The sequence below is a fragment of the Vibrio chemaguriensis genome (genome assembly GCF_012275705.1).
Taxonomy (GTDB): Bacteria; Pseudomonadota; Gammaproteobacteria; order Enterobacterales; family Vibrionaceae; genus Vibrio; species Vibrio diabolicus.
The window spans coordinates 209,780-233,727 of sequence record NZ_SHOE01000004.1 but is presented as its reverse complement, the minus strand read 5'-3'; the positions used below and the strand labels follow the sequence as shown (position 1 = coordinate 233,727).

The 23,948-nt window shown below is 44.9% G+C and carries 19 protein-coding genes and 1 pseudogene; 11 read left to right on the top strand and 9 right to left on the bottom strand.

Annotated features, from left to right (window positions below; all coding sequences use genetic code 11):
* The 5 genes from EX191_RS06545 to EX191_RS06525 all read right to left on the bottom strand — a co-directional run.
* The coding region (locus EX191_RS06545; protein ID WP_193447390.1) for a VWA domain-containing protein at nucleotides 1-1,396 on the bottom strand (1,396 nt) is incomplete at its 3' end.
* On the bottom strand, nucleotides 1,389-2,393 hold the full coding sequence (locus EX191_RS06540) for a vWA domain-containing protein (RefSeq protein WP_074190417.1): 1,005 nt from the start codon (nucleotides 2,391-2,393) through the stop codon (nucleotides 1,389-1,391). The genes EX191_RS06540 and EX191_RS06545, both read right to left, overlap by 8 nt.
* A complete protein-coding gene (locus tag EX191_RS06535; protein WP_047008481.1) occupies nucleotides 2,386-2,862 on the bottom strand; it encodes a DUF4381 domain-containing protein in 477 nt (158 codons plus the stop codon). Before EX191_RS06535 ends, EX191_RS06540 begins: the two co-directional genes overlap by 8 nt.
* A 38-nt stretch (nucleotides 2,863-2,900) precedes the next feature.
* Complete coding sequence (locus tag EX191_RS06530) at nucleotides 2,901-3,827, bottom strand: DUF58 domain-containing protein (protein WP_053808320.1); 927 nt, start codon at nucleotides 3,825-3,827, stop codon at nucleotides 2,901-2,903.
* 14 nt (nucleotides 3,828-3,841) lie between these two features.
* Entirely contained in the window at nucleotides 3,842-4,798 is a 957-nt protein-coding gene (locus EX191_RS06525) for an AAA family ATPase (RefSeq protein ID WP_182034045.1), read from the bottom strand.
* Nucleotides 4,799-5,108: 310 nt separating this feature from the next.
* Between EX191_RS06525 and EX191_RS06520 the strand changes: the two genes are divergently transcribed.
* The 8 genes and pseudogenes from EX191_RS06520 (at nucleotide 5,109) to EX191_RS06485 (ending at nucleotide 14,014) form a co-directional block, all read left to right on the top strand.
* Nucleotides 5,109-7,025 (top strand): methyl-accepting chemotaxis protein, encoded by a 1,917-nt coding sequence (locus tag EX191_RS06520; protein WP_193447389.1) that lies wholly within the window; start codon nucleotides 5,109-5,111, stop codon nucleotides 7,023-7,025.
* Between the two features lie 56 nt (nucleotides 7,026-7,081).
* On the top strand, nucleotides 7,082-7,282 hold the full coding sequence (locus EX191_RS06515) for a restriction endonuclease subunit S domain-containing protein (protein ID WP_047008479.1): 201 nt from the start codon (nucleotides 7,082-7,084) through the stop codon (nucleotides 7,280-7,282).
* Nucleotides 7,283-7,530: 248 nt separating this feature from the next.
* A complete protein-coding gene (locus tag EX191_RS06510; protein ID WP_150917684.1) occupies nucleotides 7,531-8,199 on the top strand; it encodes a LuxR C-terminal-related transcriptional regulator in 669 nt (222 codons plus the stop codon).
* Between the two features lie 228 nt (nucleotides 8,200-8,427).
* The gene (locus tag EX191_RS06505; RefSeq protein ID WP_080619247.1) at nucleotides 8,428-9,084 is read left to right on the top strand and encodes a LuxR C-terminal-related transcriptional regulator; all 657 of its coding nucleotides are present in this window, start codon (nucleotides 8,428-8,430) and stop codon (nucleotides 9,082-9,084) included.
* 207 nt (nucleotides 9,085-9,291) lie between these two features.
* Nucleotides 9,292-9,882: a calcium-binding protein gene (locus tag EX191_RS06500; RefSeq protein ID WP_005392412.1), complete on the top strand. Its 591-nt coding sequence runs from the start codon at nucleotides 9,292-9,294 to the stop codon at nucleotides 9,880-9,882.
* 152 nt (nucleotides 9,883-10,034) lie between these two features.
* Nucleotides 10,035-11,754, top strand: a pseudogene (locus tag EX191_RS06495) (type I secretion system permease/ATPase).
* On the top strand, nucleotides 11,729-13,069 hold the full coding sequence (locus tag EX191_RS06490; protein ID WP_047008476.1) for an HlyD family type I secretion periplasmic adaptor subunit: 1,341 nt from the start codon (nucleotides 11,729-11,731) through the stop codon (nucleotides 13,067-13,069). Before EX191_RS06495 ends, EX191_RS06490 begins: the two are co-directional and overlap by 26 nt.
* 96 nt (nucleotides 13,070-13,165) lie before the next feature.
* On the top strand, nucleotides 13,166-14,014 hold the full coding sequence (locus tag EX191_RS06485; protein ID WP_139059203.1) for a mechanosensitive ion channel family protein: 849 nt from the start codon (nucleotides 13,166-13,168) through the stop codon (nucleotides 14,012-14,014).
* Nucleotides 14,015-14,113: 99 nt separating this feature from the next.
* On the opposite strand, the gene fhuB is transcribed toward EX191_RS06485, so the two are convergent.
* From fhuB to EX191_RS06465, 4 genes are read right to left on the bottom strand one after another with little or no spacing between them, the layout of a single operon-like run.
* Complete coding sequence (gene fhuB / locus EX191_RS06480) at nucleotides 14,114-16,081, bottom strand: Fe(3+)-hydroxamate ABC transporter permease FhuB (protein WP_193447387.1); 1,968 nt, start codon at nucleotides 16,079-16,081, stop codon at nucleotides 14,114-14,116.
* The gene (locus tag EX191_RS06475; RefSeq protein WP_193447386.1) at nucleotides 16,078-17,007 is read right to left on the bottom strand and encodes an iron-siderophore ABC transporter substrate-binding protein; all 930 of its coding nucleotides are present in this window, start codon (nucleotides 17,005-17,007) and stop codon (nucleotides 16,078-16,080) included. Before EX191_RS06475 ends, fhuB begins: the two co-directional genes overlap by 4 nt.
* Nucleotides 16,998-17,783 (bottom strand): ABC transporter ATP-binding protein, encoded by a 786-nt coding sequence (locus tag EX191_RS06470; RefSeq protein WP_193447385.1) that lies wholly within the window; start codon nucleotides 17,781-17,783, stop codon nucleotides 16,998-17,000. Before EX191_RS06470 ends, EX191_RS06475 begins: the two co-directional genes overlap by 10 nt.
* Before the next feature lie 52 nt (nucleotides 17,784-17,835).
* Nucleotides 17,836-19,941 carry a TonB-dependent siderophore receptor gene (locus EX191_RS06465; RefSeq protein ID WP_193447384.1) on the bottom strand — a complete coding sequence of 702 codons (2,106 nt, stop codon included), beginning with the start codon at nucleotides 19,939-19,941 and terminating at the stop codon, nucleotides 17,836-17,838.
* A gap of 145 nt (nucleotides 19,942-20,086) precedes the next feature.
* Here EX191_RS06465 and EX191_RS06460 point away from each other — a divergent pair, with 145 nt between their 5' ends.
* From EX191_RS06460 to EX191_RS06450, 3 genes are all read left to right on the top strand, one after another.
* Nucleotides 20,087-21,940 (top strand): ABC transporter ATP-binding protein, encoded by a 1,854-nt coding sequence (locus EX191_RS06460; RefSeq protein ID WP_193447383.1) that lies wholly within the window; start codon nucleotides 20,087-20,089, stop codon nucleotides 21,938-21,940.
* A 236-nt stretch (nucleotides 21,941-22,176) separates the two neighbouring features.
* On the top strand, nucleotides 22,177-23,211 hold the full coding sequence (locus EX191_RS06455; RefSeq protein ID WP_193447391.1) for a sensor histidine kinase: 1,035 nt from the start codon (nucleotides 22,177-22,179) through the stop codon (nucleotides 23,209-23,211).
* The gene (locus EX191_RS06450) at nucleotides 23,208-23,906 is read left to right on the top strand and encodes a response regulator transcription factor (RefSeq protein WP_053394728.1); all 699 of its coding nucleotides are present in this window, start codon (nucleotides 23,208-23,210) and stop codon (nucleotides 23,904-23,906) included. The genes EX191_RS06455 and EX191_RS06450 overlap by 4 nt, the downstream gene beginning before the upstream one ends.
* The last annotated feature ends 42 nt before the right edge of the window (nucleotides 23,907-23,948 follow it).

The window sequence follows — 23,948 nt, the reverse complement described above, 5'->3', positions numbered from 1 at the left end:
GTTGCTGTTGCTGTTGCTGTTGCTGTTGCTGTTGCTGTTGCTGTTGCTGTTGCTGTTGCTGTTTCAGCTTCTGTTCCACAACCGACAAGTTTTTCTTTGCAGCTTCAAAGTTGGGCGTTTCTTCAAGCAGTTTTTTATAAAGCTCTGCTGCTTCTTCTAATTGACCATTTTGCGCCAGAGAGTTGGCAAGGTTATAGCGGCCGTTAGGAGAGGAGTCATGAGAAAATGCTTCGATAGCGGCTTCGTAGTCACCTTTTTGGTAACTGGCGGCTCCTTTCCAGCTTGGGTTTGTAAATAGGTTTTGCGCCTGTTCATACTCACCTTGCTTGTAGAGTTCCGCTCCTCGTTGGTCGGCATTTAAGAACGGATTTGCTTCGGCGTGTTGTGTCCAAGTCATCGGTATTATTGTTGCCACAAACATCCAAATCAGGCCGCGTCGGAACAGTAAAGCTGCAGGCAGAAGTAACAGCGGCAGCAACCAAAAGCCACCGTTTAAGCGAGAGTCAGTGCTCACTTCTTCACTCTTCTTGGCCGAAAGTTGACTACCAACGTTGCTCGTAAAGGCCGAAATTCTCTCAACATCGCGATTGGTGTGCTGAATAGGAACAAAAATTCCACCTGTTTTCTTTGCTAGTATTTGTAAATTCTTCAGATTTGTTTTCGCTACGACAGTTGTGCCTTGTGCAGTCTTTAAAAGAGAACCATCGGGTAGGGCAATGGGAGCACCATTAGCGGTTCCTACTGCAAGAACAGAGATCCGAATGTTTTTACCTTCGACTAAATTCAACGCGCGAGACAGTTCTGACTCATCAAGGTCATCAGCTAACACGATGATGTCGCCTTGTTGCACACCTGCTTGAGAGAACTGGTTGAGCGCTAATTCAATTGCGGAAGGCAGGTTTGCCCCTTGAAAAGGCATTAGCTCTGGTGACAAATTCTCGATAATGCCGGCAAGCGTACTGGAATCAGTCGTCAGTGGACTTAAGTTATAGGCATCGCCAGCGTAAGCAATAAGACCTGTAGCCCCTTCTTTCCATTTAGGAAGTAAGTCCAGCGCCTTATAACGTGTTTGCGCGAGTCGATTAGGCTTGATGTCCGTAGCGAACATCGAGCGAGACATATCAAGCACTAAAATGCGGTTTTGGTTTAACTCAAAGCTTGGGCGAGCGTTGGATTGCCAGCTTGGTCCCGCTAGCGCAATGCAGGCAAGCGCCCAAGCTACGCCCCAGAGAATAAAATAGTGTTTGGACTGCGTGTTTTGTCCGAGCACTTTAGCTAGGTGAGGGGCAATCAGTGTCGATTTTTTTGCTCTAAATTTGTGATTGAGCAAGAGCGCAATAGGGATTGCGATAAGCCCCAAAAGCCAAGAAGGGTTAAGGAAAATAAACTCAGCCATGTTTTCTCCTCAGTAGGAATAACAATACCGACAGTACGAATGCAGCGCTTAATGGGTATGGGAACCATTCTGACTGCGGACGCCAAGTTTGCGTGTCGCTTGACACGGGCTCGAGCTGGTTGATCGTGTCGTAGATCTTTTCGAGCTGATCAGTATCTCGCGCCCGAAAATATTGTCCACCAGTCATCTCTGCCACTTTAGTTAGTGTTTGCTCATCCAAGTCGGCTGCGGTGTTAACCTTACGAGTCATGAAAAACTCTTTCACCATCATTTCACCAGCACCTACGCCTACGGTGTAAATGGTCGCTTTGTATTTTTTTGCGATTTCCGCTGCTTCGAGCGGTTCGAGCACACCGGCAGTGTTGCTGCCATCACTAAGCAAAATCATGACTCGTTGCGGAGCATCACTGTCTACAAAGGTTTTCGTGCCTAGACCAATGCCATCACCAATGGCGGTTCGTTGACCAACCAGGCCGATGACGGTTTGATTAATCTGCTGCATGACGGTTTTACGGTCTGCAGTGAGTGGCGTTTGCAAATACGCGTGATCGCCAAACAAAACAACCCCGAGACGGTCGCCTTTTCGCTTTGCCACGAAATCAGACAGAACTTTTTTGACAGCGGTGAGGCGGTCGATGTATTCGCCGTTGAGCTCCATGTCTTCTTGCTGCATCGAGCCAGATAGGTCGACGACTAACATCAAGTCCCGATATTTGGGTTGGAACTCAACTGGATCACCAAACCAAACTGGACGCGCACAAGCAATGATAAGAAGAACCCAGATCGCCATTGATAGTGATTTTTGCAGGGCTTGCCTAGGCTTGCTGCCATTCTCATTAGTTGGTAAGTACGCCAATTTGATCTCGGCTTGTTGAGATTCTTGTGGCAGGAGCTTGTATACCAGCCAGGGGACAGGCAGCAAAAATAGTGCCCACCACCAGACAAATTCAATGTTTAGCCATTGGGCAAGATCGGTTATGAGTGTTTGCTCAGTCACGGTTATTTGCCTTTTTCTTTGGTGGCAAAGCGTGAGTTATCCAAAAGACACAATCATCGACCAAGCTTTGATGATTTTCTTGAGAGGATTTCTGATACAGCGCTTCTTGCCACTGATGTTGTTTGTCTACGAATCGAGTTTCTTTGGTATGGCTATCGAGAAACTCATACCAAGCGATTCCAGTTAATGGCGCGATTTCTTCACGCGGAAAGTAACTCAATGCCGCCTGACGCAATATTTCTAGAGCAGAGGAAGGGGTATGAGGTGTGACAGATTGAGTTAAAAGTTTTAAGGCTGCCTTTTGCGCGCGTAGGCGTTTTTTACGCCATTTCGTATAAAGATAAATGCTGAAAACGAAAAGTACGGTGGCCGCAAGCACTGCCCACCATCCCCAAGCGAGCGGAAACCAATCCGGAGCGTTTGGTAAAATCAGAGGTTCAAGGTCTAGGCTTTGGTTGTTTGTTGTCATTATTATTACTGCTTAATAAATGCTGCTTGTACTGTTTGTTAGCTTAATTGTGAAATCAAGGGCCAACCACTTGATAGCGTGTTAAATGGAATCGCCATCGAATGGCATTGCTGTTTAATGGTTTCTTGGTGTTGAGTAAAGTGTGTTTCGAGTTCCTTTCTTTGGCCCTTGGAGCCAAAGTTGAACCATTGACTACGTTGTCCATCTGAGGCTTTTACTTGACCTCTAAAGTTTGTTTCACCTCTTTCTAAAGGGTCATAAAACTGTATAGCCCTCACACTGTTGTGCTGTTTTAGTCGACGTAACTGCGTCAACTCTGCTGCGCTTATGTGGGCAAAGTCGCTGAGCATAATCAGTTCGCTGCCCTTAGGTGTCAGTGTATGAAGTGTTTCTAACACCTGAGTATACGGCAGTGTACGAGCCTCGTTGTTGGCAGTACGAGCCACCTGCGCGTTATGTGTATCGACGATAGCATTAAGAATCCGCAGCCCCTGTTTTTGTAGAGAGGAAGGGCGAAACTCAAAACATTGATGTCCATCGTCAATCACCGCACCGATGCGATCCTTTTTAGCCAAAGTGAGCCAAATCAACACGCTGGCAAAGTGAGCCAATTGAACCGACTTAAGCATATACTTAGACCCAAAATGCAGGCTAGAACTCAGGTCAAGGTAAAGAATCACAGCTTGCTCTTTGTCTTCTGCAAATAACTTTGTGTGCGCTTTCCCTGTACGAGCAGTTACCCGCCAATCAATACTGCGGATATCATCGCCAGGTTGGTATTGGCGTACTTCCATAAAATCCATGCCTCGCCCTTTTTGGCGGCTGGTATGGTTACCGCTCATTTGCGACCAGATACTTTGTGCTGGTGGCAACCAACGTACAGATTGAGTGCGGTATTGCAGCAGCTCTTCAAGGGTTAATGTCACCCCATTCGCATGAGGTGGCAGTGGATGCGTTGTGGACATATCACTCCCTAGTCTTATGCACTGCCAACGAGGTTTAGCAGCTTATCAATGACTTGGTTTGCCGTAATGCCTTCCGCTTGAGCGTGGTAACTCAGTAATAAACGGTGGCGCAAAACCGGATAAGCCATGGTTTGAACATCTTCTGGGGACACAAAATCACGACCTGCAAGCCAAGCGTGCGCACGGGCACAACGATCCAGAGCGATGGTGGCACGTGGACTAACGCCCATTGACAACCACTTATCCAGCTCAGTGTCATATTCGCTGGCTTGACGTGTTGCCATAACTAAACGGACGATGTACTGCTCTATCGTTTCGGCCATATGAATATCCAACACTTCTTTACGCGCAGTGAATATATCTTGTTGGCTTAACATTGGGCGCTCGACGGTAGTTTCGCCTTTTGCTTCACCGCGGTTAATACGCAAGATAGATAGCTCATGTTCCGCATCTGGGTATTCCACTTCTAAATGTAATAAAAAGCGATCTAGCTGCGCTTCAGGTAGTGGATAAGTCCCTTCTTGTTCAATCGGGTTTTGAGTCGCCATGACCAAAAACAACTCTGGCAACGGGTAAGTATGGCGACCTGCTGTGACTTGTTTCTCTGCCATTGCTTCAAGCATCGCTGCTTGTACTTTGGCCGGTGCACGGTTTATCTCATCCGCAAGGATAAGAGAATTGAAGATAGGACCAGATTGGAAAGTGAACTCTCCGGTTTCGGGGCGGAAGATATCGGTGCCGGTTAAATCGGCTGGCAGCAAGTCAGGGGTAAACTGAATTCGGTGGAAGTCGCCTTCAACACAATCTGAGAGTGATTTTACTGCACGGGTTTTTGCCAGCCCAGGAGGGCCCTCAACCAAAATATGTCCATCTGCCAAAAGGGCAACAAGCAGTTGTTTGACTAGATCTTGCTGACCAATGATCTGCGACTCTAGGTATTGCTGAAGAGTTTCGAAGTTAGATTTATGCATGCTTTGGACTCTCGATATCCATTTGATTTTTGTGTTGAGTATTGGTCATTTTCCAGATGGAAAAAGTTCCAATGCGCTTTCGCAATTTATCTTTTCAATATTGGGACGCTGCAGAGAATTGCAAGTACTTGCTATCACTGAAAGTTCTTATCTGACAGAGCGTTACATTTATTTTTCATAATATAGTGAGAAATGCCTCTAGTTTTGTATATGTGAGCCGATAAAGTTTCTGTGATGTGCGTGTCATGAGATATGCACCAGATTCCCCTTATGGGGCCAATAATAAGTGATTCTTTTAAAAGGTCCGAATATGTTGAAACTTCATTCCTTGAGCATCAAACAGAAGGTTGTACTTGGTATTACGTTTGCTGTTTTAGCATCAACAATTATCGTTGGTGTTATGGCTCAGCGTCATGCAAGAGATGTGTTGAGCCACCGTCTTATTGATATCGAACTACCTGCGATGCTGCAGCAAATCAATACAGAAATTGACCGCGAAGTTGTAGAGATGCAACAAGCCGCAAAACAGCTCGCAACAAACGAGTTTATTGTCGAAGCTCTATCTAATACGGACCGCGATCCGTCGGTAGAAGTTCAGTTAGTTCAGCAGCTCAATAACGTTAAATCCCAGTACGGACTTAATGATGCGTCGGTAGCCAATCGTCAAACGGCATATTACTGGAATCAAAACGGGTTCTTGCGTCAGCTTAATCGAACTCAAGATGCTTGGTTCTTTGGCTTTACGTCTTCTGGTCAAGAAACGTCAGTGAGCGTTTTCCAAGAGGCAAACGGCGAAGTAAAAATGTTTGCCAACTACCAAGACTTAAATGGTACATCAATGTCAGGTCTTTCAAAGTCGATGGACGACATGGTTGCGCTGCTCAATGGGTTTAAAATTGAAGATACGGGTTATGTGTTCCTCACTAACGAACAGGGTGAGATTCAAATACATCGTCAACAAGGTAAAAACCAAACTTCTATCACCAAGCTATTTGGTAATGATGCGAGTGCACTGCTGAATAAAAACAGCTTCAATTTGATTAATGTGGAATTTGAAGGGCAGGACACGTTTGTTTCCAGTTTGTATGTTCCTTCAATGAATTGGTTTGTCATTGGTGTAGTTCCTGTCGATGAAGTCTTCGCGGACCTAAATGCTACTGCGCAAAAAATGCTGTTTACGACCATCATTGTCGCCGTTGTATTCATTCTGATGGGCGTATGGTTGGCAAATAGTATTACTAAACCAATTCGACTGATTGCTGATCGTTTTACCGATCTTGGGCAAGGTGAAGGCGACTTGGCGCAGCGCATTGAAATTCAGGGTAATGATGAAATTGCTCAGCTTTCAAAAGGCTTCAACGGATTTATTGAGAAGATCCACGCCACAATGAAAGAAGTTGCTTTAACCAGTGGCTCATTAAGTCAAGCGGCAGAAAGTGTTTCGACGAAAGCAACATCCACGCATGACAACAGCCAAGAGCAGCGTGATCAAACCATTCAAGTTGTTGCGGCGATTAACCAGATGGGTGCGACCATCAGCGAAATTGCATCGAACGCGGCTACTGCTGCCGATACGGCAAATCAGGCTTCTGATAATACTCAAACGGGTCGTGAAGTGGTTATGAAAGCCAAAGAGGTGATTAGCCGCCTAGCTGATGACGTAGAAACGACCAATATTGTCGTCACGCAGCTGGCATCGACAACTAAAGATATTGGCTCGATTCTGGGCGTAATTCGTGACATATCAGAACAAACCAACTTGCTTGCGTTGAACGCCGCGATTGAGGCTGCACGTGCTGGAGAGCAAGGTCGTGGTTTTGCGGTGGTTGCTGACGAGGTCAGAAACCTAGCGTCACGCACGGCTGATTCAACAGAAGAGATCCAACGGATGATCAACCAACTTCAAAGTGACGCACAAGACGCAGTAAGTGCGATGGAAGCGGGTAAAGCGGTCACTATTGAAGGGGTTGCTTCAACCGATGAAGCCGTGGAAGTGTTAGTCAATATTTCTGAGCGAATTACAGACATCTCTGATCGTAATACGCAAGTTGCGACGGCGACGGAAGAGCAATCCACTGTGGTGCATACCATTAACCAAAACATTGAAGAAATCAACGCGATCAATGAAATGACAACGGCAACGGCAGAAGAGCTGGCGGATGCAAGTCGTGATCTTCAAGCGCTCTCTTCACGTCTGGACAAGATGGTTGGTAGCTTCAAGCTATAGAGTTGGATAGAATAGCCGAAGTTTAAAAGTTCACTAACTAAATTTAGGTAAGTACTATGAATGACTTCGAAAAAGAACTAGAGCAGATTTCTCAGGAAGCCGCTCAGGAGCCAGAAGTAAAACTGCCGTCGCTAGAAGAGCAAAAAGCGATCGTCGCTGAGCTAAAAAAGCTGGAAGCAGAAGGTAAGTTGACGGCAGAAGTGTTAGAGCAACACTTTGGTAAATTTAACCAAAAAAACTCTGTGCCAGTTCACTAAGCTAGGGTGAGGTTTCGGCTCTAACGGGCGCGACAAAATCACCAACTCAAATACAAAAAAGGGAGTGTATGCTCCCTTTTTTAATGCCTGAAAAATGCTAATACCTCTTACAGACTTGCCACTTAAAAATTATTGACACTTCAATGAGTTATTAATTAGTACTAGTTATTTTCATACTTGACAATACTACTGCTCTATCTAAATCTATTGCGTATTTCAATAAAAGCGACCAAGGGAATGCGATCAGGATGGAGCAACAAAAAACAAGAAATGTCATTTTAATCACGGAGGGCAGTCTGCAGTCATCTCTGCTGAAAGATGTATTGGAGACCAAACTCGGTATTAGTGTTGCTCTAATCACACCAGACTCTCTTATTCACGGAGCGTTAGATTCGCCTTTAGCGTCAGCCATTATTGTTGATTGCAGCGTGATCACTGATGAAATCTTTCGGCGTTATTCGGAATTTAAAGAGTCGCAACAGAAAGATACGCTCGAAATCTTAATTAATTGTGATCAATCCATTTCGACTGAAGATCTTTTTGCTTGGCGTACTCTAGCAGGTATTTTCTATACCTCTGATGATATAAAAACGCTGCAAGTTGGGATTGGTAAGGTACTTCAGGGGGATATGTGGTTCAGCCGTAAGTTTTCTCAGCAATACATTACTCACCTTCGTCGCCACTGCAAACCTATAAATAAGAATGTTCCCGCTATTTTGACCAAACGAGAGCAACAAATAATTACCTTTCTCTCTATGGGGGCTTCCAATCAACAAATTGCCGAACAACTATTTGTGAGCGAGAATACGGTAAAGACTCATTTACACAATATTTTCAAGAAGATTGAAGTAAAAAATAGAGTCCAAGCACTTATTTGGGCGAAAGAAAATATTTCGGATAACTCGTTAACAGTGTAATGTCCTTGAAATATTGCGTTATTTAATTTAGTGAATTCTTAATCATTACTGTGACCTAAATGTGTTAAAAGTGTTTCTTTTATGAGAAACACTTTTTTTGATTCTCTTTTTAATAACTTTGGAATTTAAAAAAGTAGCAAATAACTTTACTCTGTGGACTAGCACTTACATATCACACTAAGTGCGGACGATTAACGACTAATTTAAGAATGTTAAGTCACTGAAAGTATGAGAAACATTATGGAACAGTATATGGAAAAGCCTGAAGTCCTAATGCTCACTCAACAAAGTTTACAGAGTGAAAACTTTAAGGAAATGCTTTCTAAAAATATAGAAACTAAAATAACGATCATAGATACTAAAAACCCTAGTTATCACGAACTCATTCCGGAACGCTACTTTTTGCTTGTTGATTTTTCAGTTGAGATTCCATCCGAAACTTTAGTTTATTTAAAAGATAGTAATAAAGTGCTAGGAACCATAATGCTTAATTTAGGTTATGACTTAGACACAGAAGAACTCGCCTCATGGCCGCATGTAAAGGGTATATTCGGTCCGGGAGACTCCATGGACAAGGTGTGTCAGGGGTTAAAAGCAATAATAAAAGGAGATAATTGGCTGTCTCGAAGATTACTGGATCAGCTGGTTAATTATTATCGAGGAAAAGAAGCGAATAGCATTATCGAGCCTGCTATCGAGGTAGAGCTTACTCGGCGTGAAATTCAAGTTTTAAAAATGTTGAAAGAAGGAGGCTCAAATATGGAAATTGCTGATTCTTTATTTATCAGTGAGCATACTATTAAATCACATCTATACAATATTTTTAGAAAGTTAGAAGTAAAGAACCGTACGCAAGCAACAAGTTGGGCTAGGCGAAATCTGTAGTACTAGTATTAACTTACTGTAATAAAAAGAAAATGCTCTATAAAGTACTAAGTTTTATATTTATTATTAAAATGTCAGTCTGAAATATCATCCCATATTCAAACTTATTCCTATTCGGTTGACTATTAGACTTCTCATGTCTGTTACAAATCTACTCAGACATAGAATAAAAGGTCTATTCAATTATTAAGACAAGAGGGAATAAAAATGAGCACAAGTGACAATGACACGTATCTAGGCGATGCAGGTGTAAATAACCAATTTGCTGATTTCGATGGCGGCGATGACTTGTTTATTGGTTTTGGTGGTAATGATTCGTTTGTTGGCGGTGGCGGTAACGATTATGTGATCGGCGGCGACGGTGATGATCGCCTAACTGGTGGTGCTGGTGATGACATCCTAAGGGCTGGTACAGGAAACGATTACCTCGGCGGTGGTACAGGTAATGATTTGCTTTTGGGTTTGTTGGGTGACAACAAACTAAATGGCGGCGTCGGTGAAGATATTCTTGTAGCTGGTTCTGGTGATAATGTTCTAGTTGGCGGCAGCAATGGCGATAAGTTTGTGTTCACGGATAAGTTTGGTGGCCATGGCGAAGCAAAAGTTGTGGATTTCACCATTGGTGAAGATTCTTTGCACATTATTAGCGACTCGGTCACAGACTTCGGTGATTTAAGCTTTAGCTATGATGCTGTAGGTAATGCCGTGTTTACCGATGGTGCTGATCTAACCGTGAAACTCATTGGCGTTACCGAAACTGACATCAATACTTACGGTGCGGATTTATTTGCAATTTAAATGACCTAAATCACTCAGAATGGGATTAGTTTGTGTGGCTCTGTCACGCTGAGGTGAACTAACTCGGTCATTCTAGAGTGTATTTGAGGCTGTCTTAAGTTAGGTGCTAGCTTTTGCTGGCGCCTACATTTTCAATTTAAACGGAAATAGTCGTGCAAAAAACGGTTTTCAAAGAAGTGAGACAAAAAACTATGCACGCTTGCGGGCTTGCTAATCGCTTTTAGCCTTTTTATCAACTTACTAGTCCTCTCGATACCCTTGTACATGCTTCAAGTGTACAACCGAGTGATATCCTCCTATTCAACCGATACTCTACTTTTGCTCACTATTATCGTGATTGTCGCGTTATTAACCATGTCGATTATTGATATCGCTCGCGCGCAAATGAGTAAATCATTTGGTTATTGGATGGACACCAAACTGTCCACTTTTATGCTTAAGCGCAGCATTCAATACCAATCGCACACAGGGAAGAGTTACACCTCGCAAACGCTGCGAGACATTCAGAACATCAAAAGCTTTTTGAGCAGCCAAGCACCCTATCCACTATTGGATGCGCCTTGGACACCGCTGTTTATTTTGTTTGTATATTTATTGCACCCAGTATTGGGTCACATCGCGTTACTCGGGTCTATCGTATTGTTTAGTCTCGGGCTACTCAATGAGCTAATGACGCGTAAAACCATGCAAGAGAGTGAAGTTAGGGCGATCTCTCATATCAACAACGCCGAGCTAGCCACGCAAAATGCCAATTCAATTCTTGCGATGGGGATGATGAACGCGTTTTTAGAGAAATGGCAGTCGCGCGTGAATGAAGTCAATATGCTCGAAGAGCGAGTGGCAGGTAAGTCCATTTACATGGCTAACTTTTCTAAGTTTGTACGTGGTTCACTACAGATCTTCTTGTTGGGAGGCGGAGCATGGTTAGTGATCCAACATGAGATTACTGCGGGAGCGATGATCGCGAGTTCCATTTTAATGAGTCGGGCACTCTCGCCGATGGAGCAGGCGATTGGTACATGGCGAAGTGCTATGTCTGCTAAAGGCGCGTATAAACGACTTAAAGAAATCGACGCAATCGTGCGCCAAGATGAATCGAATATGCCACTGCCAAAGCCAAAAGGACACTATGAACTTACTGGACTTGCTTATCGCCATCCTGGCACAGCAGACCCTGTACTCTCATCGATCAACTTATCTATTCCTCCCGGAGTCGCTGTCGGAGTTATTGGCCCTTCTGGTACTGGTAAATCGACGTTTGCTCGGTTGTTATTAGGTACGATCAAGCCACTAGCGGGTAAGGTTACGCTTGATGGTATGGAAGTGTCTACTTGGGCATCGGAAGACCGCGGCGCCCATTTTGGTTATCTCGCTCAAGAAGTAGAGTTGTTTCCTGGCACAATTCGGGAGAACATCGCGCGCTTCAAAGAGGAAGACCCCGCTAAAGTCATCAAGGCGGCGCAACTAGCAGGATGTCATGAATTAATACTCAAGAAAAACAAAGGCTATGATTTCGTTATTGGCGAAAATGGCCGTGGTTTATCTGGAGGAGAAAGGCAGAGAATCGCACTTGCAAGAGCCGTTTATGGCGATCCATCTATTGTGATTTTCGATGAAGCTAATGCCAACCTTGATGGTGAAGGAGAGGCTGCATATCAACGTTTGATTGCCCATTTAAAGGCGCAAGGATCAACGATTATCGTCATTGCCCATAATCCGAGTACATTACGACAAATGGATAGATTGCTGTATTTAGCTGAAGGTCGAGTCAAATTATACGGTGATAAAGATGAAGTATTAAAACGCTTGATGGGCGAAGAAAGAACAGATATTCCAAGGGTAAGAAATGAGCAATCAACTGCCAGCCGTTAATCAGCATCCGTCTGAAACCGTTTATCGTTTTAGTCCGCAAGCGAAACTAAGCTTTCGAAAGCCAATTTTACTTGGTGTGGTGACGCTAAGTGTTTTTCTTGGCGGTCTAGGCTACTGGGCTGCGACAGCGAAATTAGAGAGTGCTGCGATTGCTTATGGCGATTTGTCTGTTCTCACTAAGCGACAAGAAATTCAACATCTAGAAGGCGGCATTATTGAAAAGCTGTACGTGCAGGAGGGAGACTTGGTTGAAAAAGGTCAATTATTAATTCAACTCTCTAAGCGACAAGCTATGGCGAAGTTGGATTCATTAAGTGGTCAGTTTATTCATACTCTAGCGAAGGAAAACCGTCTAAGTGCTGAGCTAGATGAATTGCCAACGATCGTATGGTCTGATGATCTTGAAAGTATTCCTCGCGTCGATATCGTCCAAGAAGCTCAACTGGTTCAAAACAAGATCTTTGAAGCGAGAAAGCGATTCTTTGATAGTAAGCTGAGCATCATTGAGCAGAGTATTTCTGGGGCAAATTTGGAGCTGGAAAACCTCCAGCAAACCAAGGTAATTGAGAGAGAAAGACTCAATTTTATCGCCGAAGAAATAGACAGTAACCAAGCTCTAGTTCAAAAAGGCTTTTCGGGTAAATCCACCTTACTTCAACTCAAACGTCTTGCGGCGGAAGTGCGGAGTACCTTAAGTCAGTTAGACAGACAATCACTCACAGTCAGCAAAAGGTTGGATGAAAACCAAGCGCAAATTGAAGAGTTGAAGCTTGAAAGACTGAATGAGATTGTCGAGGAGCTACGAAACACCAAAAAGGAAATCGTCGCCATTCGTGAAGAGTATCGCTCAGCCCAAGATATTGTAGCGAGAACAACCATCAATGCACCTATTGCAGGCCGTGTGGTCAACATGCAGGTGTTTACCGAAAAAGGTGTGATTGGTTCGGGTGAAACGCTATTAGAGTTGGTTCCTCAAGACGATAAGTTGTTAGTCGAGGCTCGCGTGAATCCTCAGGATATCGATTTAGTTAACCCAGGTCAGCAGGCGCATGTTCGTCTGACCGCTCTGAATGCTAGAACGTTGGCACCATTAGACGGCACGGTGTTAACGATTTCTGCGGATAAGCTTTCACAAGAAAACCAAGAGGATTTTTACCTCGCTAGAATTGCAATTTCGCAAGAAGATGTAGCCAAACACCGCTTAACTTCAGGAATGAACGCGGAAGTGCTTATTTTATCTGAACCGCGAACGCCTTTAAGTTATTTAATAAAGCCAATCACTGAAAGCATGAATCGCGCCTTTAGAGAGGAGTAATCTCAAAAGTACTTGAGTGAACACGGACAACTGACAAAATAATTTGTTATGGTTACCCGTTACTAGGCCGTATTTTAATTCTAAGGGAGCCGTGGAATGGAGAAAGTGCAGTTAGTCGTCGATTTTCTTCTCACTCATAAACTGATTTTTACCGCACTGATCTTTGTGATTATGTGGTTAATTCGTCGTACCATTTTATCGATGATTCGTGGTGACCATGCCTTTCTTTCTGAAGATCAGCGCAGCTGGATGTCCAGAACTAAGAACGGCACCTTTGCCGTTACATTACTGATTTTATTTATTTTATGGCAATCAGAAATAAACGAGTTTGCTCTAAGTGTCACGGCGATAGCGGTTGCCATTGTTGTGGCATCCAAAGAGATAATTTTGTGTTTTACAGGCTCGATTCAAAGAGCAAGCTCACGTTCTTTTCGTGTCGGTGACTGGATTGAGGTCGGTAAACTGTGCGGCGAAGTGATCGAGCACAATATGATGGCGACGGTGATTCAAGAGATCGACCTGCACCATGGGCAATATCACTACACCGGAAAAACCGCGACCTTACCCAATAGTATGTTTTTTACTTACCCAGTAAAGAACCTCAATTTTATGAAGCGCTACGTCTACCACAATTTCTCTATCGTGGTGAAAGACTTCGTTAATTTGTATCCTCTGTTACCAATCTTGACCGACAAGATTGAAGAGCATTGTAGCTACTTCAGTGATGTTGCGCATCGCTACAATGCGATGATTGAAAAACACGCGGGGGTCGATCTTCCCGGTGCAGAGCCACATATGCATATTTCTAGTAATATCAATGGTGAGCAGATTTTGCATGTTATGATTTTCTGCCCGACCGATAAAGCTAACCACTTGGAGCATTTGATTCGTAAAGACTTTATGGAACTTTATGAGCAGCGCTTTCCTGTGGTGATTGAAAAATAGAGAAGTGTCGTACGCCAGTTAAAACAAACCCCGCTATCAAACATAGCGGGGTTTGTTTTTCTAACGGTATTTCCAGCTCTAACTATATTCCCTGAATACTTAGCTGAATTTACTTTTCAGCATTAAAAACAGAAAGTAAGTACTGCCTAAAATAGCGACCAATGTGCCAGCTGCGACCTGACTTGGATAAATAGCGATTTGTCCCAGCCAATCTGCCCACAACATTAGGGTTGCACCAATTAAGGCTCCGACACTTAGTTGCTCTTTCACTTTTCTTGCTCCTAACATCATCGCCATATGGGGAGCGACCAAGCCAACAAAAGATATCGGACCAACTGTAGCGGTAGAAAAGGCGCATAATAAAGCAACGATGGTGAGCATTAGCGTATTGGCTACGGTGGGGTTAAGTCCTCGTGCATTTGAGAATTGTCGTCCGATGGAAATTAATGTTAGCCAGCGAGAAACCGCGAATACAGCGGTAAGCAGAACCATTATTGCCAAACATAGCATCAGTGCGGTGTCGGCTGTGACTCGATAAATTGAACCAGTTAGCCACAATAAAATTTTGTAACTGTCACCAGAACCTTGAGCTAGCGAAAATTGAACAAGGGCTTCTAATAGTGCCGTTAGTGCTATGCCGGACAACACGAAGTTAGATGGATTAAAATGGCTTCGTTTACCGATAATCAGCAATAACATCAATACGGACATACTTCCGAAAAAAGCGATACCCCAGTTAAATGCGGAGAGAAGTGACCCAGCGATGACTCCTGTCGTAATAATGGCAAACGTGGCTCCGGAAGACACACCGAGAATATCTGGGCTGGCCAGAGGGTTGTAAACAATGCGTTGCAAAATGATTCCTGCAACGGATAGAGCAATACCGACAGAAAGTGCGGTTAACATTCGCGGCCAGCGCAATTGCCATTGAAACTCCCCTGGCACGGACCATTGGATCCCGTTTATACCATGGGTAACGAATGAGTAAGCTAGAACCCCAACCAGACTGAATAGCGCAATGCTGCATACCGCGCGTTTAGAAAGCGCCGTTTTTCCTTGGCTCATTGAAAGGTTAAGTTGATCGGTTGCCGTCAGCTTTTTACGAGTAAACCAAATTAAAGCGGGAGCGCCAATAGCTGCAGCCGCTACGCCGCTAGGAATGGTTTCCTCTAACCATAAGCTTAGCGAGATGGCGGCAGAGTCGGTGATGATTAATAGCATTGCGCCCATTAGCATGCTGCTGATCAATTCGTCGCGCGGCGTTCTTGCCCCCATCGCTCTGGCAATATTGGGGGTCAGTAATCCGATGAAACTGATGATACCAATGGCGGTGATTGAGGCTGATACCAGCCAAATACCCATCACCATTAACGTGCCAAAAGCAGGTAATACCGCTAAGCCTCGGGCTGCTGCGCCTTCTTGCCCTAGTTTCATTAGAGTCAGAATACGTGGTGCGACGATCAAAATTACGATTGCGATAGCGCAGCGAGGCAATAACCACTCAAACCAATCCCAGCTGTATTGAGAAAGGTCTCCTGCTCCCCACATAAAAATATTCTGTGCAAACTGAGCGTTTAAAATAATAATGGCTGTGGCGATAGAACCGAGCAAGATATTGATCACCATCCCCGAAACGACCAACGGCAAACCCGTCATATTACGCACACCGGCAATAGATACGATCAGGCCAAACGCCACTAAAGCCCCCGCCATTGCGGCTAATGCAGAGTAGTCGGCTACCCAATCAACAAACCAAATGTTTACCACGACTAATGCAAGCCAAGCCCCAGAAGAGGTGCCAAGAGTCAAAGGAGAGGTGAGGTTATTCTGCGTTAATTGCTGCATTAAGCTGCCAGTGAGACCAAGCATGGCACCAACAAGCAGAGTAATACTTAACCTAGGAAGCTGAGCTTGCGTAAAAAATACGTCACGAAATTCGCTCGCTACCTCTGGTTTTGTTAATAATTGCCACTGTTCGAAGAGTGATAAATTAGTGTCAATTTGTAGACTAAAGACGCTAAGTAACGTAATCAGCGCCAGATAACCAATATAATGTTTCGTTCTCATTGCTTTGGTGCCAACTCTATTAGACTGTCGGTAATCGCTTCAGCGGTGTATTGCAAAGACATAGCACCGCCATACGCCCACACTGCTCTGACTGAATTTTCCCGCTGCTTCTTTACAAACGGCATCGCTTGCCAAAGTGGCGAATCTTTCAGTTTGCGTTCTTCTGGGAAAGGTTGTACGTAGAGAACATAGCTGTTGTGAAGGTTTTGAAGTCGATTAATCCGATCTTGCTTTACCCCCCACGCACGTGGGGCCTCTTTAATTGGAGCCTGTAATCCCAGTTTTCTGACCACGTAGTCAGTGGTGGAGTTTTCGGTTGCAAGTAATACAGTATTCGGGGTTGAAAATCGCATCACAAGAACACTGAGTGGTTCAGAGTAATAGTGGCGAATTCGCTGGCGCATCTGCGCAAATGAAGCATCTAATTCTGCCAGTTTCTGTTCAGCAAGAGCCTCTTTATTGAATAGCTTGCCGAGCGTACGAAAGTGACGAATAGCAGTCTCGGCCGCAGCCTCATTTTCAGAAAAATTAGGTAAATATATAACCGGAGCAATTTGTTTGAGTAACGGAATCAAGTCTTGCTGTGGAGACGCAGCAAGGATGACATCTGGCTTCAAGCTGGCGATTTTTTCTAAGTTGGGCTCTGCACGGGTTCCAATATCTTCAATTGACTCTGGTGCAGTTGGATTGACGACCCATTGGCGGTAGCCTGGTAAATTTGGGGCTGCGATTGGTTCTACGTTTAGCGCCAAAACTTGTTCTAAGATGTCCCAGTTTAAGGCAACAACGCGTTGTGGCGCTTGCTCAAAACTATGCTCACCATATTCATCGGTAACGGTGATGACTGCATTTGCATTAGTCATAAAAAATGCCAACAGAAAAGCAGATTGTGTAACCACAGTAAGTAAACGAGCTATTATGCGCATACAACAGCCACCTTTTGGCTCGCCAATGTGTTGGCTGGAGTTGGATGATCAATGAGCTTAATCGGTGACTCATACAACTCAGAAAGGCGCTCCTCATCTAGCAACATGTCGGCGTTGCCTTCGAACGCAATTTGACCTTTCTTGAGCGCAACAATGTGGGTTGCATAGCGCAGTGCTAAGTTCAAGTCGTGAAGGATCACGATAATGCCTACGTTCTCGGTTCGATTCAGCTCTGCCAGTAGCGCCATCAGTTGAAATTGATGGTGAACATCGAGCGCGGAGGTCGGTTCGTCTAAGATCAAAATCGGTGATTGTTGAGCCAACAGCATCGACACCCAAGCGCGTTGGCGCTCACCGCCCGATAAATCGTCCGCTAATGCTTGAGCAAACGGAGCAACGCCAGTGCGAGCCATGGCTTCAGCGATAATCTGTTTGTCTTCAGGTTTCCAACGACCAAGTGCGCCACGCCACGGAAAGCGGCCCAAGCGCACTAGCTCTTCTACCGTTAAACCAGCCGAGGAGGGCAGCTTTTGTGGCAAATAGGCGATCTGCTTTGCCAGCTCTTTGGTTTTGAGTGACGAAAGGGAAGTGTCGTTTAGTGTTACCGTGCCTTTATCTGGTGACATTTGACCAGAAAGCAGGTTCACCAGTGTCGATTTGCCTGAACCGTTATGGCCCAAAACGACAGTTAGTTCATTCGTTGGGATGTTAAGTTGGTCGATGCCGAGGATCTGACGTCCACCTCGAACGATCTCAATATTAGACAGTTGAAACATGGATGACTCTTAGGAGAAAACTCCCCTCAAGAGAGGGGAGTAGAAAGTTCAATTACCAGCGGTAGTTTGCGTTTAGCATGACAGAGCGAGACTGGCCGTAGTAACACCAGTAATCGCAACCTGAAACAAACTCTTTATCCAGAATGTTGTTCACGTTTAGCTGTGCTTGCCACTGTGAAGTGATGTCGTAAGTGACTGACGCATCCCAAAGAGTGACTGAAGGAACAGTTAGGTTCGAGCTCTTAGGGTTATCTTTTGACTCACCTACGTAGCGCACACCAGTACCGATATTGAGGCCTGGAATCAGGCTGTAGGCGCTGTAGTCTACCCATGCTGAAGCTTGGTGTTCAGGAATAAGTGCGGCTTGTTTTTTACCTTGGCCAAAGCTCTCATCTGTTTTCGCTTTGGTGTAGGTGTAGCTTGCCATCAGTTTTAGATCGTCGGTTAGCTGTGTTGTGCTTTCAAGCTCAATACCTTGAGAAGTCACTTCACCCGTTTGTGTCGCAATCCATGTTGATGGGTTGGTGACCAACGCGTTCTTTTGCGTGATGTCGAACCATGCAAGGTTGATAAAGCCATCCATAAAGTTTGGCTCATACTTCACACCCACTTCTACTTGCTCGCCTTCCAGCGGTTTGTATAGTTCATTGGTTGCTGTATCAATTGTACTGATCACTTCAAACGACTGAGAGTAGTTTGCGTAAGGTGACAGACCATTGTTTGCAAGGAACATAACACCCGCGCTGAGAGACAACTGACCATCATCACGAGATTCGTTTTGATCAACGCCTGCGCCTTTGCCAGAGTTTTCTGTTTTCACCCAGTCGTAACGAGCACCGATGTTACCAATCCACTGTTCATGCAGTTTCAATTGGTATTGTGAGTAGACACTTGCTTGAGATTTCTCAATCTCACGTTTCACGTTGTTGGCAGGATCAAGAGGGGTGAAGTTGCCGTAAACTGGGTTCCACGGGTTGATGGTGCCAAACGCGTAGTTGTCCTGCTCGTCGCCATCGGTTTTGTGGAATTGCAGATCCATACCGACAAGCACTGTGTGTTCTGCGTTATCTGTCATCCAGTTGCCGACAGCATTGTTATCGAACGTGATGCTCTGGTTTTTGCCGTCACGGAATACGATGCCTTGCGTTAATTCTTCTTTCGCCGGATCGTTGTTTGAGAATGCGTAAGAGCTGCGCAAGTACAACTCATTCGAACCGTAGTTGAGGTTTTGCGAGAATGACCACGTGTCATTGATGTCGTGCTCTAGTAAGTAACCTAGAGAGAACTGCGTGCGTTCGTATTTATCGTAGTTTGGCTGACCAAGGTTAGTCGAAGGATCGATTTTGCCAAAGTTAGAACCAACCAAAGTGCCCGCTGCTGGGAAGAATGGGTTGGTTGGTACACCGTCATCACGAAGGTAAGTAGCCAAAACGGTCAGCATTGTACGGTCAGAAATGTCGAACTCGACACTTGGCGCTAGGTAGAAACGCTCGTTATTGGTGCCGTCCAGTTCACCGTCTTGGCTTGTCATCAAGCCAACCAAACGATAGCGCACGGTGCCTGCGTCGTTTGCTTCGTCAGCAATGTCAAAACCCACAGACTGGTGTTGGTTGTTGCCCACTTCGACTTTTACTTCGCCTTGAGGCGTAAACGTTGGTTTTTTCTGTACTGCATTCACGATACCGCCTGGTGCCGATTCACCAAACAGAATAGCTGATGGGCCTTTAACCACTTCCACACTTTCTAGGCCGTAAGGTTCGACTAACCATGTGTAGTAACCATCGCGGAATAGGCGGTTGCCGTTTAGGTAAGTCGCTGCATCAAATCCACGAACTTTGAACCAATCGGTGTCGTTGTCGGCACCATAAGGTTGAGCGGTTACACCAGATGTGTAGCGTAATGCTTCGTCCAATTTTTGCGGTGCACGAACACGAAGTTCATCTTCAGAAATGATAGATACGCTGCGCGGCGTTTCTGCCGCAGGGGTTTCTACTTTAAGTGCTTGTGCGGTGACCGTAATGGTCTCCATTGCAATAATGTCATCTTGTACAACGTCTTCTTGAGCTTGTGCTGTGAATGCAACCACTGCTGCTGTTGGTGCCAAAGCACAGACCAATGCGTTACGGATCGCGATGGTCAGTAAGTTATTCTTTGTCATAAATATATTCCCGACAATTATGATTAACGCTAAGCTTAATTGTAATTATTATCATTTGAACTTTTGTTTCGGTATTTTACTGACTTTTGTATCAAAAGATAGTAAAACGTTCGCAAATTCATTCGCGGTACTTAAAGTCGTTGTTATGTTCAATTGGTTTGAAAAACTGACCCAACCCTTTCCCCAGATGGAAACCGAAAAGCCACCGAAGACACTTTTTGGCTTCTGTCGCTTTTACACTCGTGGCTTTGAAGCCCCTTTACTTGTCATGGCTGTGTTCAGTGCGCTTATTGCCATTACTGAGGTGACGCTGTTGCGTTATATGGGTGAGCTCGTCGATATTCTCTCTAATCAAGATCGCGCAACATTCTGGCAAGACCAGGGTGATCGCATGCTAATGATGCTGTTCTTAGTGGCGGTTGTGATGCCAGCTCTCGGTTTTGTCCACTCAATGGTGATGCACCAAACGTTATTGGGTAACTACCCGATGTCTATCCGTTGGTTGATTCACCGTTACTTGCTAAAACAAGCGGTTGGATTTTTCCAACGTGACTTTGCAGGCCGAGTTGCGACCAAAGTGATGCAAAGTGCGTTAGCGGTACGAGAAACGGTCATGAAGTTGGTGGATGTACTGGTTTATATCAGCGTTTATTTTCTTTCGATGCTTTGGATGATGGGCGAGGCCGATGGTTTGCTGATGTTGCCTATTGTGATTTGGATAGGGATGTACGCGGTTATCCAGTTCTACTTTATCCCTAAAATGAAACAAGTAGCGACAGAGCAAGCGGATGCTCGTTCTGTAATGACTGGGCGCATTGTCGATTCTTACACCAACATTTCTACCATAAAACTATTCGCGCACTCGCAACGAGAGTTGGAATACGCAGAAAGCAGCATGAAGCAATTTTTGGTGACGGTTTACCGCCAAATGCGCATGGTGACTTGTTTGCTGTTTAGTGTCGATGCCATCAACTATTTACTGCTGATGTCTATCAGTGCCATTTCGGTTTATCTATGGCTAGATCACGCTGTAACAATTGGTGCTATTGCGATTGCCATTAGTATTGCGTTGCGCGTACAAGGAATGTCGAAGTGGATCATGTGGGAAGTTAGTGCACTGTTTGAAAACATCGGTACGGTAGTGGACGGTATTAATACGATTTCAAACGACGTCGAAGTAAAAGACATACCAAATGCCAAGCCTCTGCAAATCTCGCAAGGTGAGATCTGCTTTGATCACGTAGGTTTTAACTACAGTGATGAAAAGGCGGTATTTGAGAACTTGAATCTGACCATCAAACCGGGCGAAAAAGTCGGCATTGTCGGTCGTTCAGGGGCGGGTAAATCTACGTTGGTTAACTTGTTGCTGCGTTTCTACGACGTAAATACGGGTAAAATTTGTATTGATGGACAGGACATTTCTCAAGTCGAACAAGAGTCGCTGCGCCAACACATTGGTATGATCACGCAAGACACCTCTTTGCTGCATCGTTCAATTAAAGAGAACATTCTTTACGGTGATCCAGATGCTTCAATGGATGCCGTTATCGCAGCTGCTGAGAAAGCACATGCCCATGATTTCATTCAATCTCTACGAGACGAGCAAGGTAACGTTGGCTATGACGTTGAAGTGGGTGAACGCGGTGTGAAGCTGTCTGGTGGTCAGCGTCAACGTGTGGCGATTGCTCGCGTGCTGCTGAAAAACGCGCCAATTTTGATCATGGATGAAGCAACGTCTGCACTTGATTCAGAAGTAGAATCGGCAATTCAAGAAAACCTTGAAGTTCTGATGGAAGGAAAAACTGTGATTGCGATTGCTCACCGTTTATCAACGATTGCCGCGATGGATCGTTTGATTGTGATGGATGACGGCAAAATCATTGAGCAAGGCTCGCATTACGAGCTGCTGCAATTGGGTGGTGTTTACGCTCAGTTGTGGAAGCATCAAACCGGCGGCTTTTTGTCTGAGCAAGGTGATGCTCAACGGCAAGTCATCTAATATGACGCTACACGAAAGAGGAGCAAATGCTCCTCTTTTTTATGTCTGCCGTTTATACCGAGTTAGTAGGCGTCAATGGGTGACGTTTACTTGTGATTATTCATTAAGTTAGGCCAACTTAATGATGGTTATGTCTATAACTCACTGTCGTTCTTGCATTTTTTACGCTTTTTTTACGCGAACTCCGAATGGGCTTTTGCTAAAGTTTCTGCATCGAATTTTGGTTGATGTACTTTATGTTTGCTCATTGGCGAGATAACACATTTCTCTTTTCTGCCATCGTGATTGTTGGCGCGGTTGTGGCCTCATGGCTGTTGGACCAATTGTTTGGCTCTACAGCTGCGGTCCTGCTGATTTTGCAGTTAGCAGTTGTGGTGGTGGCGTTTCAATGCAACTCGCGATTCGCTTATGCGGCGGCGGTGATCGAAGCGTTGAGCTTCAACTTCTTTTTCACGACGCCTCGTTACTCTTTGCAGATGTTTCGTCCGGAAGACATTTTTAATCTAGTCGTGTTTATGGTGGTGGCATTTATCACCAGCACCTTTGCGGATCTTTATCGTCGCCAGCAGGGCGAGTTAAAACAAACCAAGCTGCAAAATAGCATCCTGCTATCGGTGTCCCATGACCTACGCACGCCGCTAGCAACCATTATTGGAACACTGACCACACTCAACGAGTACATGCCCAAGCTCAAAGACTTAGAGCGCAAAGAATTGCTCGACAGTGCGACTTCAGAAAGCCACCGCTTGCATCAATATATCGAGAACCTCTTACAGGCGACTAAGCTCCAGCATGGCACATTAAAAATTACTAAAAAAGATGAGCTGATTGCGGATATTGTGCGGGATGCGGTTTCTCGTTTGCCGAATTACACCGAGAAAGTATCCATGAATATGGATGATTCCGTTGGTTATTTATCAGTAAGTCGTTCGCTTATCGAACAAGCGATCTTCAATGTGTTGGATAATGCCATGCGATTTTCGCCAGAGAATGAATCTGTTGAGGTTTCTCTTTCTAAGCAGGGTTCGTCGTGCGTGATTGATGTTCGGGACATGGGGATTGGCATCAAAGCTGAAGATGCGGAAAAAATATTCAGCCTTTTCTATTCCGGCGCGAACAACAAATCGGCCGATTCAGGCACCGGAATGGGACTCGCGGTTGCCAAAGGCATCATCACCGCACACCAAGGAGAGATTCAATCTATGCCAGTATCAGAAGGGACGCTGATCCGCATTCGACTTCCACTCAATCAAGGAGCAGAGCAGGCGTGAGTTACAAAGTTTTAGTCGTGGACGATGAGCCTCGCATTCATACCTTTATTCGAATTTCGCTGTCTGCTGAAGGGTTTGATTACATTGGCGCGAGTACCATTGCAGAAGCCAAAGCGTGTTTCGAAGCGCATTCACCGCACGTTATTCTGCTTGATTTAGGCTTGCCCGACGGCGATGGGACGGAGTTTCTCAATACACTTCGTCAGACGTATAAAACGCCAGTGCTAGTGCTGACAGCTCGCGATCAAGAAGAGGAAAAAATCCGCCTTTTAGAAGCGGGCGCGAATGATTACTTGAGCAAGCCTTTTGGCGTAAAAGAGCTCATCGCGCGCATCAAAGTGCTGGTTCGAGATTTGGTTGATGAGCAATCCATCGCTGATGAGCTGGTGGCTGGCCGAGTCAAAATCATCAAAAGTACTCACCAATTTTGGTTGGATCAGAGGGAAATTCCACTCACCAAGAAAGAGTTTTCATTCATTGAACAGTTGATTCTCAAGCCGGGAAAACTCATTGAGCAAACTCATTTGCTAGCGGTGATTTGGGGAAAAAGTCATGTCGAAGATACTCACTACTTACGCGTGTTAGTGAGTCAACTACGCAAAAAACTGAACGATAGTGCTGACGAACAGCGGCTATTAAAAACCGAGCCGGGGCTGGGTTATCGTTTAGTGCTTGAGACGTCCAAGCACCACTAAATTCCAAATTTAATCAACGTTAATGCCAAGGTTTAGTGCTGG